Annotated in this window: 11 protein-coding genes; 4 read left to right on the top strand and 7 right to left on the bottom strand. The window is 63.1% G+C overall.

Going from position 1 to position 12,021, the window contains the following annotated elements; genetic code table 11:
• Window positions 1-2: 2 nt before the first annotated feature.
• Both PQR54_RS13050 and PQR54_RS13045 read right to left on the bottom strand, forming a co-directional pair.
• Window positions 3-995 carry a LysR family transcriptional regulator gene (locus PQR54_RS13050; RefSeq protein ID WP_408246207.1) on the bottom strand — a complete coding sequence of 331 codons (993 nt, stop codon included), beginning with the start codon at window positions 993-995 and terminating at the stop codon, window positions 3-5.
• Window positions 992-2,419 (bottom strand): MFS transporter, encoded by a 1,428-nt coding sequence (locus tag PQR54_RS13045; protein ID WP_408246205.1) that lies wholly within the window; start codon window positions 2,417-2,419, stop codon window positions 992-994. Before PQR54_RS13045 ends, PQR54_RS13050 begins: the two co-directional genes overlap by 4 nt.
• Window positions 2,420-2,505: 86 nt before the next feature.
• Here PQR54_RS13045 and PQR54_RS13040 point away from each other — a divergent pair, with 86 nt between their 5' ends.
• From PQR54_RS13040 to PQR54_RS13025, 4 genes are all read left to right on the top strand, one after another.
• Window positions 2,506-3,171 carry a helix-turn-helix transcriptional regulator gene (locus PQR54_RS13040; protein WP_408246203.1) on the top strand — a complete coding sequence of 222 codons (666 nt, stop codon included), beginning with the start codon at window positions 2,506-2,508 and terminating at the stop codon, window positions 3,169-3,171.
• A gap of 212 nt (window positions 3,172-3,383) precedes the next feature.
• Entirely contained in the window at window positions 3,384-5,567 is a 2,184-nt protein-coding gene (locus tag PQR54_RS13035) for an NHL repeat-containing protein (protein ID WP_408246202.1), read from the top strand.
• 110 nt (window positions 5,568-5,677) lie between these two features.
• The gene (locus PQR54_RS13030; protein ID WP_408246200.1) at window positions 5,678-5,935 is read left to right on the top strand and encodes a hypothetical protein; all 258 of its coding nucleotides are present in this window, start codon (window positions 5,678-5,680) and stop codon (window positions 5,933-5,935) included.
• A 191-nt stretch (window positions 5,936-6,126) separates the two neighbouring features.
• Window positions 6,127-6,726 (top strand): LysE family translocator, encoded by a 600-nt coding sequence (locus tag PQR54_RS13025; RefSeq protein ID WP_408246198.1) that lies wholly within the window; start codon window positions 6,127-6,129, stop codon window positions 6,724-6,726.
• A 20-nt stretch (window positions 6,727-6,746) separates the two neighbouring features.
• Here PQR54_RS13025 and PQR54_RS13020 read toward each other — a convergent pair whose 3' ends face one another.
• The 5 genes from PQR54_RS13020 to PQR54_RS13000 all read right to left on the bottom strand — a co-directional run bounded on the left by PQR54_RS13020 (window position 6,747) and on the right by PQR54_RS13000 (window position 11,912).
• Window positions 6,747-7,982 carry a winged helix-turn-helix domain-containing protein gene (locus PQR54_RS13020; protein WP_408246196.1) on the bottom strand — a complete coding sequence of 412 codons (1,236 nt, stop codon included), beginning with the start codon at window positions 7,980-7,982 and terminating at the stop codon, window positions 6,747-6,749.
• Window positions 7,983-8,079: 97 nt separating this feature from the next.
• Window positions 8,080-8,355, bottom strand: coding sequence for a hypothetical protein (locus PQR54_RS13015; protein WP_408246194.1), 276 nt, complete (start codon window positions 8,353-8,355; stop codon window positions 8,080-8,082).
• 137 nt (window positions 8,356-8,492) lie between these two features.
• Entirely contained in the window at window positions 8,493-10,238 is a 1,746-nt protein-coding gene (locus PQR54_RS13010) for an FAD-dependent oxidoreductase (RefSeq protein WP_408246192.1), read from the bottom strand.
• A gap of 90 nt (window positions 10,239-10,328) precedes the next feature.
• On the bottom strand, window positions 10,329-11,321 hold the full coding sequence (locus PQR54_RS13005) for a DedA family protein/thiosulfate sulfurtransferase GlpE (protein ID WP_408246190.1): 993 nt from the start codon (window positions 11,319-11,321) through the stop codon (window positions 10,329-10,331).
• A gap of 339 nt (window positions 11,322-11,660) precedes the next feature.
• Complete coding sequence (locus PQR54_RS13000) at window positions 11,661-11,912, bottom strand: hypothetical protein (RefSeq protein ID WP_007178686.1); 252 nt, start codon at window positions 11,910-11,912, stop codon at window positions 11,661-11,663.
• Between the last annotated feature and the right edge of the window lie 109 nt (window positions 11,913-12,021).

Below are 12,021 nucleotides of genomic sequence, written 5' to 3'. Positions count from 1 at the left end.
AATTAACAAAGCGGTGTGAGCGCGGCGTCGCGAGTCGAATCGAGCACCGGCCACAGCGATGATTCGATCGGCTGCGCCGCCGCCGTTCTCACCATCCCCGGCGCGCTTTCGAATACCTCGACGAGCCAGTCGACGAAAGCGCGCACACGCGGCGAAATCTGCCGGCTCTTCACGTACGTCACTGAAACGGGCACCGGCGCGGGTCTGCACTTCGGCAACACTTCGACCAACTGTCCTGACGCAAGATACGGCGCGGCAACAGCGCGTCCAGGCTGAATCAGGCCGAGGCCGTCGAGTCCGCAGGCGAGGTAAGTGTGTTCGTCGTTCACCTGGATGAAACTGTCCATCTTCACCTTGCTGGGTCGCGCCGCGACGCTGAAGTCGAAGTCCATACGGCGGCCGGTTTGCGTCGATAGCCAGTGCACGGCGATGTGATCCGAGAGGTCGTCGAGATGTCGCGGCTCGCCGAATTGCGCGAGATATGCTGGGCTCGCACAAGTCACGCGTTCGATCAAACCGAGGCGGCGCGCGAGCAGGCGTGAATCCGGCAACTCGCCCAGTTCGATGCTGCAATCCACGCTCTCACCAACCAGATCGAGCGATCGATGCTGCACGCCGAGCGCCAGTTCCACATGCGGATGCTGCGCATGAAATGCGGCCAACGCAGGCACCACGATCGACGCCGCGATCATGCCCGGCATGGCCACGCGCAAGCGGCCGCGCAAATTTTCCGGCCGATTGAAAAGGCCCGATTCGACCTCTTCGATTGCCGCGAGTATCTGTGCGCAGCGTTCGTAATAGGCGGCGCCTTCGGCGGTCAGCGTGACCTTGCGCGTCGTGCGCACCAGCAGTTGCACGCCGAGCAGCGACTCGAGCGCCTGCACAGTCGTGGTCGCGGTGGCGCGCGGCACTTCTAGCGATTCCGCGGCCCGCGTAAAGCTGCTCGTATCGACGATGCGTACGAATATCCGCATGGCCTGCACGCGATCTATCACGATGCTTCTCCGGTCGAGCGCGGCTGCTGGCGTATCAATCCCGCCGCGAGCAGCGGCGCGATCGCAAAGATCGCGAACAGCCACGGCGCGGTCTGTTGCGCGCCCTGCAGCGCGGGCAGCGTGGTGAGACCCGCGCCGTTCGCGATAAGGCCCGCGAGCGCCGAACCGAGCGCCATCGCGAAGAGTTGAATAGTGGTGATCGAAAGCGACGCGAGGTTCTCCTCGCCGGATTGCGCGGCGGTGAATACGCGTGTCAATAGATGCGGCCAGCCGATCCCGACACCCAGTCCGACGCTGACGAGCGCGGCGCACAGTGTCAGCGTTCCGCTAACGCTGCCGAACAGGCCGGCTTGCGGCATCAGCCACGCGAGCGTGGCGAGACCGAGCGCTTCGACGATCGGACCCGCGCGGCTCAAGCGTTGCGCGGCGATGGCGGAACGTCCGGCGCTGAACATGGAACCGACCGACCAGCCGGCCGCGATCAAGGCGGTCAGATAACCGGCCGCAAGCGGCGAGCGGCCATGAATCGTTTGCAGAAAATACGGCAGGAAGATTTCACTGGTCACGCCGATGCCGAGCAGGCTCATACACGCATAAATGCTGCCGATGCGCGTGCGAATCGAATACGAGCCGCTCGGCAACAGGCGCGTACGCGTGCTGTCGCGTTCGAGTCTTGCGAGCAGCCAGACGAAGCCCAGGCCGCCCGCAACGCCGATGGCGTTCCACACGATCTCCTTACTCAAGGCGGCAAGCGAAATCGCCAGAACGGATGCGCTAAGCAGCACGACCTTGAGCAACGGAATGGACGTGGCCGCCGCGCCGGTAGCGTGCTCGCCGCCCACCTCGCGATGCACGATCACGGCGAGCAACAGGATAGCCGGCAGCAGGACCCAGAACGCGAGCCGCCAGTCGCCCAGTTCCGCGAAGACGCCGCCGAGCGCGGGCCCGCACAACGTGGCAACGCCCCACATGCCCGACACCAGTCCCATCGCGCGCGGCCAGAGGCGCTCGTCGAACACGATGCGAATCAGCGCATAGCTGAGCGCGAGCAGAATGCCGCCGCCGAGACCTTGCAGCGTGCGCCCGGCCAGCATCCACGGCATGGAAGGCGCGCTCGCACAGACGACAGTGCCCAACGCGAACACGGCGAGGGCGCTGAAGTAAGCGACGCGCGCACCGAGCACCGCCAGCAGACGCACTGACAAAACCGAACCCAGAATCGACGCGACCACGAATAGCGTGGTGTTCCACGCATACAGTTCGAGTCCGCCGATGTCGCGCACGACCGAGGGCAGGACCGTCGTCGCGACATAGACGTTGGTGGCGTGCAGCGCGACGCCGCCGGCCAGTCCCAACGCCCGCCAGCCGTTGCTGCCACTGAGAAGATCGCTCCATGCGGGCGCATTCGATTGCAGATTTTTCATGTCGTGGACAGCCGTGCGAGGCTGGCTTATTATGCAAGTATTGGCTTGGATAATAATGGCACTCCATGAGATATGCAAATGAAAGCTTGGAAAATTCACCGGGCGTCGCGTCGGCAGCGACGACAGCCGGACCGGTGGATCGCATCCTGAATCTGCTGAAAGTGCAGGGGCCGTTGTCTACGGCGTCGATCGCGGGTGAACTCGATATCACCGTCGAGGCGGCGCGCCAGCAAATCCAGAAGTTGTTGAGTGGCGGTTTGATAGCAGGGCGTCAGGCTTCGCAAGCGGGTCCGGGGCGGCCGAGCCAGAGTTGGGCTCTGACGGAAGTGGGCAACGCGCGTTTTCCCGACACGCATCCGCAACTGACGGTGCAATTGCTCGGCTCGATTCGTCAGCTATTCGGTGAAGCGGGTCTCGACAAGTTGATCGACCAGCGCGCCATCGAAACGCGCGCGAATTATCTGGCCGCGCTCAAGCCGGTCAAAGGCCTCAAAGCGCGGCTTGCGAAGCTGGCGGAAATCCGCAGCGCCGAGGGCTACATGGCGGAGTTGCAAAAAGACGGGCGCGACTGGCTGCTGCTCGAAAACCATTGCCCGATTTGTGCGGCGGCGCGAACCTGCCAGGGATTTTGCCGCACGGAGTTGCAACTCTTTGCGGAGATTGTGGGCGAAGACGGTTCGATCGAGCGCGAGGAACATGTGTTGGCGGGCGCGCGCCGGTGTGCTTATCGCATCCGCGTGAAAGGCAAATAGCACCGTATTCGTGCGTCGGCTTATGCGCTTCGAATGGTTTGTGTAATTCAACATTTAACACGATTTTTTTATCAATATATTTCCGATTTTTCTATGCGAGGATAAAGCGTCAAATTTTACGCATGCGTGATTACCCATCGATCCGCATGCGCGCGAATGCGCGCCAGACATGCCAGCTGTACGCGCTTCGTGCCTCGCAAGGAAATACCGTCGTGACATTGTTCTCTCGCCTGGGCGTGGCCGCTGTTATCTTCAGCAGCTTTATTCCATTGAATACGTCAGCGCAATCGCAACTCAATTACACCACTTCATGGATCGGCAATAGCTTTGGTTTCGGCGACGGCAAATGGATGCAGCAGGATATTCAGGCCATCAGCGTCGGCGCCGATGGCACCGTGTACACCAATGCGCCCTGGGACGAAAGCGGCAGTGAAATCGCCGCTTATCGCGCGGGCGACAAGATTGCCGTAGCCGGCTCGACACATGGCTGGGGCGCGGCCGGTGGCGACGCGGTCGCGGTGAATCACACGTATCTGTATGCGGCGATGTCGATCGGTAACGAAAGCAACGCCCTGGTCGGCGCGGATTATCCCGCAGCCAACCTGACCTGGTACGGCATCACGCGCCGCACGCTCGCCAATCTGGCGACCGGCGCGCCGTTCAGCGGCGGCATCGGCAATAGCGCCAATGCGACGAAGAACAGCTTTGTGCCGCTCGACACGGTAACGACCGGCAACGACGCGAGCATTCGCGGCATGGCCGCCACCGACAGCGAACTCTACGTGGCCGATACGTACGCGAACCGGATCGTCGTGTTCGACGCGAATTCGATGCAGCGTTTGCGCTCGTGGAACGTGACGTCGCCGGGACGCATCGCGGTGGATACCGATTCGACGCTGTGGGTGATGAGCGGTATCTCGTCCGGAAGCCTAACTATCCAGCACTACGCCGCGAACGGCACGGCGCTCGCCGGCACATTGACACTGCCCGCGGGCGCCGTGCCGGCCGACATCGCGGTTACGCCGGCGGGGCAAATCCTCGTTGCGGACAATGGCCCGTCGCAGCAGATTCTGGTCTTCAACAAGGACGGCAACGGTCAGCCGCAAGCGGCCGCGCCCATCGGCACGCGCAACGGCATCTTTCACGCGGTCAAAGGCGTGCCGGGCAATTGGCGCTTCAACGGCATGACGGGCATCGGTGTCGATCCCGCGGGCAACCTGTATGTCGCGCAGAACGGCGAAGGGCCGCGGCCGGTCGGATCAGCATCGGTCGGACAAGGCGCGGTGCTCGAAAGCTACGTGTACAGATCGCACGCCCTCAATTGGCGCCTGTACGGTCTGACGTTCGTCGATGGCGCCGCGTTCGATCCCGCCACGCCCAATTCCGTCTACACCGGCTCGAAGCGCTTCACGCTCGACTACAGCCAAGCCGTCGGTCACGAATGGTCGTATGCGGGTTTCACGCTCGACCGTTTCGACTATCCGGACGACCCCGCGTTTCATCAGCCACGCGGTGTGCGCGGCGAGCCGATGGTGCGTCGAATCAACGGTCAGCGGTTTCTCTATACGCTGGATCCGGGCGCGCATTATCTGAACGTTTATCGCTTCGACGCCGCCCACGGTGAAATGGCGATTCCATCGGGCCTGCTCGCGCAGAATCCGCTGCCCGGTACATGGCCCGCAGCGCAGCCCGCGTATGGCGAATGGCTGTGGCGTGACAGCAATGGCAACGGCAGCGTCGACGCCAGCGAGATCAGCAGCAATCCGTCGACCGGAAGCACGGTCGGCAACGGCTTCTGGTGGATCGACACGCCAGGCAATGTCTGGCTCGCCACGCCGTTGAGCGGCATCCGCGAAATGCCGCTGCAAGGTCTCGATTCCGCCGGCAATCCAATCTACACGTACGCCAGCTCGAAGATGTTCGCGATGCCGCAACCGTTCACGCGGATTGCGCGGATCGTCTACATCGCGGCGACCGACACGATGTATATCTCCGGCTTCACGAGCGCGATTCCATGGGATGCGACGCATTGGAAAGAGGCAGGCCCGGTGCTCGCGCGTTATGACAACTGGAGCTCCGGCACGCCGACGCAGCAGTACGCGATCTCACTGCCCTGGAACACGCAAAGCAATCCGCAAACGACGACCGTGGGCGTCGCGGTGGCCGGCAATTACATCTTCGTAGCGGAGCTGTACACGCAGAGAGTGGATGTCTACGACGCGCGCACCGGCCAAGTGGCCGGTTATATGACGCCGGGCGCGAGCGTCGGTAACACGAGCGGTTGGGTGGACGTGTATCTCGGCATCAGCGCGGTGCAACGCGACAACGGCGAGTACGTCGTGCTACTCGAGGACGACGCCCGCGCGAAAATTCTGATGTATCGATGGACGCCTTGACGCCGGTCGCATGCGTGCAGATCACGAATAGACGGCAACGCACGATCGGTATATAACAACATGAAAGGATGGCTTGTTCACCGCTGCATCAACAGGAGCGAAGTTTCATCATGACGCAAGACGTAACGCCTAAGCCGCCCACGGGCGACCGGCCCGAGCTGGAAAACCTCGACGCAGCGCTCAGTCACGTGGATCAGCAGGTTTCGTCGGGCAGCATTGCATCCGGCGCCGCAAAGGGCATTCTGTATAGCCTGATCGAAACGCTCGGCACGTTCGTCGGCGATCCCGATTTGCCGGAGCATGCACGTTCCGGTTACGAAGGTCTACTGGAAGCCGCTCGCGAGCTGCGCGCGAAGCTGGATCACTAAAGGCGACAGCGCGTTGCCGGTGGGCGGCGCGGTTCACATCGGCATGCCTGCCGATGTCGAATGGCCGTTGCCTATGCTCGACGTGACGGCATTGCGTGGTTGCGATTCGTCATCGTAATTGGCCACTGCATTTCGGCGCCGCCGATGTCTATGATAAAAAGGCGCACTGTCTCCAACATTGCGCCTTTTTTATGCTCTCTGCGTCTGCTATCGCGTTGCTGGCCGTCGGCATTATCGTCGTGCTGATTACGCCCGGCCCCACGAATACGCTGCTTGCGGCGGCCGGCTTGCGTCAGGGCGTGCGGGGTTCACTGCCGTTGATCGCCGCTGAACTGGCGGGTTATTTAATCTCGATCTCGGTGTGGGGGCATTTCCTCGTCCAGGCGGCGCATGCGCTGCCGTGGTTGCCCTCGCTGTTGCGCGTGGCGGCCGGCCTGTACATCGCCTATCTCGCCGTCGACATGTGGCGCGCCGCGGTCGCCTTGCCCGACTCGGCACAGCGAGCGAGCGGCATGCGCACGTTGTTCGTGGCGACGCTGCTCAATCCGAAGGGCTTGCTGTTCGCCGGCACGATCTTTCCGGCTATCGCTTTTGCGCACCTGCCGGCCTACGCCTTCTCCATGCTGATGTTCGCTTGCCTGCTGGTGCCGATCGCGCTCGCGTGGATCGCGTTCGGCGCGGCGCTCGGCAGCGGCAAGCTCAGCTGGCTCAATCCGGTAAAGATGCAGCGCGGCGCTTCGATCGTGCTCGGTGTGTTTTCCCTGTCGCTGGCGTGGGCGGCGCTGCATTGAGTGTCACGTTGATGCGGCGCTCAGGCAGCCACGCTGTCGTCCAGGCTGGCACCGACGTTTAACGCGTCGAGCCATTCCGGCGGCGCGGACGTGATTTCCAGTTGCGGCGTGCCATGCCAATCCGCGCAGCGTTGCAACGCGCGCCGCAGATCGCCGGCGAGACGCGCGCTCAGACGCACGCCCGGTTCGATGTGCAGCGACTTGAGTTCAAACACGCCTTGAGTCCGGTGCGCTTTCGCATCCACGCGGCCGACCAGACGGCCGCGGCTCAGCAGCGGCAACACGAAGTAACCGTATTTGCGCTTCGCCGCTGGCGTATAGCATTCGATCGCGTAGTCGAAGTCGAACAGCGCCGCCGCGCGCTTGCGGTCCCACACCACCGGATCGAACGGCGACAAGACCGTCGTGACCGTCGAGGTGAGTTTGCCGCTCGCGGCATCGTCGAGTATCGCGGCGAAGTCTTGATGCACGTACGTGTCCTGCTTCCACCCTTCCACGCGCACCGGAATCAGCTCGCCCTGGTCGGCGAGCGCATGCAGTTCGTCGCGATACGGGTGACGCGGCAACCGGTAGTAATCGGCGACCCAATCGGCGCGCGCGACGCCGAGCGCACGGCAGGTGCGGCGTAACACGGCGTCGGTCACGGTGTGCGCGGGCGGCAGATCGCGCGCGTCGTCCCAAGCCGGCAGCACGCGTTCGGTCAGATCGTAGACGCGATGAAAATTGCGCCGCTCGGCCACCATCAATTGCCCGATCGCGAACAGCACTTCCAGATGGCGTTTCTCCGGCTTCCAGTCCCACCAGCCGTTGCCCTTGCCCGCCTCGCGGGCAAAATCCGCGGAGCGTACCGGACCCGTCGCGCGAATGTGGGCGAGCAGCTTGTCAATTTCCTTGCGATGTTTCTTGTGCCACTCGGCCGCGTATTTCCAGCCCATGCCGCTTGGATCGAGCATGCGATGGCGCAGCAGGCCGTAGTCTTCGATCGGCACGAAACAGGCCTCGTGCGACCAGTATTCGAACAGCTTGCCTTCGGCGAGATGCTCGTCGAGCCATTGCGGCGGATAAGCGCCGAGCCGGCTGAACAACACGAGATAGGGACTGCGCGCGACGACGTGGATCGTGTCGATCTGCAATTGCGCCATGCGGCGAATCGAGTCGAGCACGTCGGCTTTGACGGCCTTGCGGCGCGGCGGCGTCAGCAAACCTTGCGCGGCCAGATGCAGGGTGCGGGCGGCGGAAAGCGAAAGAGTCTTCACGCGGGCGTCGATCAGTGAGTGACTGCGAAGGGGGCCGGCACGAGGCCCGGCCTGGATCAGCAGCCGCTACTGTAGCGTGAAGCGCTTGAACTTGCCTTTACCAGCCGCGCCCGTGATGCCGATCCCAGCCGCGATGACGGCCATGATCGTGATGCCAGTGACGGCGGTCGCGATAGTAGTCGTCCCGGTAGCCGTAACCGTAGACCGGTTGGGGCGCGTAGACGACCGGCGGCGGCGCATAGACCGGCGGCGCTGCGTACACCGGACCCGGCGTATTGACGAACACGCCGACATCTACCCGTGCCGAGGCGGCAGTCGATGCGCAGGCGGCGGCCAGGCCGAAGGCGGCGAAAACGATCGCGCGTTTGAACATGCTTGTCTCCTGTCGAATGGCTGACGACGATATTACGAGACAGAAAGACAAGCAGGTGCAACCAGTTGAAGGCGTGTGTAACAGCAGGTTACCCGCCGGTGGTTGCGAGGCCGGCGGGTTTCAGACCGTCCAGATATTCAGGCGCCCAGCGCGACCGCTTCTCCCGCCGACACCGCCAGCAATTCATGAATCTGCGCGACCACGGCGGCGCCTTCGCCGACAGCCGCCGCCACGCGTTTGGTCGAGCCGGCACGGGCGTCGCCGATCGCGTATACGCCCTCAACCGTCGTCGCGAGATCGCAGACCGAGGCGCCGTCGGCGTTCACGCCGGTCAGCACGAAACCTTTCTCGTCGAGCTTGACGCCGCAGGTGCGCAGCCAGTCGGTGTTCGGGTCCGCACCGGTGAAGAGGAACAGATGGCGCGTGTCGAAATGATCGGTGCCGTCGGGCAACGGTTTTTTCAGCGCAACCGACGACAAACCGCTGTCGTCGGAATCCAGCCGGCCGATCTCCGAATTCGGATGCACGAACACGTTCGGCAGCGAGCGGATCCGGTCGATCAGATAGCGCGACATGGTGGCTTCGAAGCCGCTGCGCCGGATCAGCACGTGGACCTTGGCCGCATGCGTCGCCAGATAGACGATCGCCTGGCCGGCCGAGTTGCCGCCGCCCACCAGCACGACTTCCTGACGCTTGCACAGCTTGGCTTCGACCGGCGACGCCCAGTAGTAGACGCCGCGCCCTTCGAAACGATCCAGCCCTTCGAGCGCCGGACGCCGGTAGACCGCGCCGCTCGCGATCACAATCGCGCGCGCCGTGATATGTCCTCCGCACTTCAATTCAAGCCGATGCGGCCGGTCCGCGCAATGCAGCGCCTTCACGTTGACCGGAATCGCGACGTGCGCGCCGAATTTTTGCGCCTGCACGAACGCGCGGCCTGCCAGCGCCTGGCCGGAGATGCCGGTCGGAAAGCCGAGGTAGTTTTCGATCCGCGAGCTTGCGCCTGCCTGGCCGCCCGGCGCGCGGCTGTCGAGCACGATCACCGACAAGCCTTCGGAGGCCGCGTACACCGCGGTGGCGAGCCCGGCCGGCCCGGCGCCGACGATCGCGACGTCGTACACATGCGCATCGTCGAGATCGGGCAGCAAGCCAAGGCACGTGGCGAGTTCCGGCATGCTCGGATGACGCAGCACCGAGCCGTCCGGACAGATCACCAGCGGCATGTCTTCTTTTTGCGCGGCGAATTGCTCGATCAGACGCAACGCATCTTCGTCGCGTTCGTCGATCACGGAATGCGGATGGCCGTTGCGCGACAGGAAGCCTTGCAGCATGACAAGCCGCGCGTCGTTGCTGTTGCCGATCAGGATCGGGCCGCCCGCGCCCTTTTCGATCAGCGATACGCGCCGCAAGATCAGTGCGCGCATGATGCGCTCGCCGAGTTCCGCTTCGGCGACGATCAGCGCGCGCAGCCGCTCCGGCGGAATCAGCAATGCTTCCACCGATCCGATCGCCATGCCGTTGACCAGCGCGGGCCGTCCCGACAGCTGACCGACTTCGGCAAGGAAATGCCCGGCGCCATGTTCGTTGATCAGCACTTCGCGGCCGATGCCGTCGCGCTGATACACCTTCACGCGCCCTTCGAGCACCACGAACATGCCGGGACCGGTGAGGCCGGTTTCGAAGAGCAGTTCACCGGACTTCCAGTGGCCGACTTCGCCGAACTTGCGCAGACGGCCGATTTCGGCACACGTGAGCGCGGGGAACATCTGATGCATGCGCGTCGAGAGCGACGAAAACGGCGCGTCGGGGACGACGTCTGGTTGTGGCACGTCTGGTCGTGGCACTTCAGGTTGCTGCACTTCAGGTTCTTGAGTCGAAAGCATTGAACCGCTCCTTCGGTGTTCATTGATGGATCGAACGAGGGGCGAAGCGGCGCGGCGCCCGCAGGCGCAAACCCAGTTGCGCTGCTTGCGCTACACGGCCTTCGGCGCGACGTCGTCGACCGCCACTTCGGGCGGCGGCATGTTGGGCAGCGATTCCACCGGCTTGCCCGAGTCGCGCCAGGCTTCCATGCCACCGCGCAACGGCAGCACGTCGGAGAAGCCGGCTTCGTTCAATTGCTTGGCCATCCATGCCGCGGAAATTTCATTCGGGCAGGAACAGTAAATCACCAACTTCTGATCGTGCGGATAGGTCGCGACGATCTCGTCGAGTTGCCGCTCGTCGGCGAATTGCGAGCCCGGAATTACAAACGGATCGAGCTTGCGTTTCTCGTTAGAACGGATGTCGAACAGCACCGGTGTATTCCCGGCCCTCACGAGCGCGGCCAGTTCGTCGACTTCGATGCGCGCGGACGCGAGATTGGCAATCGCCTGACGCCGGCGTATCCAGCGATACGCGGCGTACGCCAGCAGCAAAGCCCCCGCGACCAGCGCGGCCGTGCGGCCGAGGCGCCCGGCCAGCGCGAACAGCATGTCGATCTGCTTGGCGAACAACGCGCCGATGATCAGGCCGGTGCCGGACCACAACGCGGCGCCGATGCTGTCGTAAGTGAGGAACGTGCGGTAGCGCGTGCCCATGGCGCCCGCCATCGGGATCGAAACGATCGACAGTCCCGGCACGAACTTGGCCACGGCCAGCACGCGCACGCCCCAGCGGCCAAAAAAGCGTTCGGTCTTTTTCACGCAGGTGTCACGCGAGAGCGACAGCCGGCAAATCGTTTTCAGCGTATTGCCACCGTACATACGGCCGGCGAAATACCACGCGCTGTCGCCGATCAGCGTTGCGAATATCGACAGGATGAGCACCGGCGCCAACTGCGTGCCCACAGAACCAGGATGCATGGCGGCCATCGCCCCGAACAGCACGAGCGACGGCATCGCCGGAACCGGCAGCCCGATCGAGGCGGCGAGCACGTTTACGAACACGAGCGCCGGCCCATATTGCTCGACGAGATCATGTAGCATCGGCTTACATCCGCGGCCCTTTCGGGCGCGGCGCAGGTAGGAAATGCAAAGGAGAATGCAAGGATTATGGACGCATTTTCAAGACGTGCAAACGCCCTGAAAAGTAGCCCTTTACTTGGGTATGGAAAGCGCTATCTCAAGTGCACTGAGCCACTTGAAAGACGCATTAGCACTGCGACCTGCACAAACCGAAATGGTGCAAATGTCGCGCGATATGCGGGAGCGGAAATATTGCCCGATTGACGTCCGCAGACGCCAGCCCAGCAAGCAATTAGAGACTGGAGACGCTAAAGCGCCACGCGGCATTTGCACCAGAGATGCAATGCCGCGTGATGGATTTCATTGACGATGATTGTGCTGTTCGCCCGGCAATTCGGCGCCGTGTGCGCGAATTGCGGCAATCAGTTCGGCCGGCGTGATTTCGTAGCGCACTTCGCGGTGTATACCTGGCTTGCGCTCATCGACTTCGATCAAAAGAATGCCTTTGCCGTCTTCTGTCGATTCGAGGCGCAGCGAGCGAAGTTCGCGCGCCGTTGCGTCGTCGTATTCGGTGAGCAGGGCCATTGACCCGGAAGACCCGGTAGTGCGCATCGAAGTTGTCCTCGTTCCGTTGTTGATTGAACCATTGTACGGGCAGGATAGGGCGGCGTCTGTCGCGCCGCCGTCACGTTTGCGCCGTTCACCTGCCTGCGTGGCTTGC

The sequence above is a fragment of the Paraburkholderia phytofirmans genome (assembly GCF_046028095.1).
Lineage (GTDB): Bacteria > Pseudomonadota > Gammaproteobacteria > Burkholderiales > Burkholderiaceae > Paraburkholderia > Paraburkholderia phytofirmans_A.
This window is presented reverse-complemented; position numbering and strand designations above follow the sequence as displayed.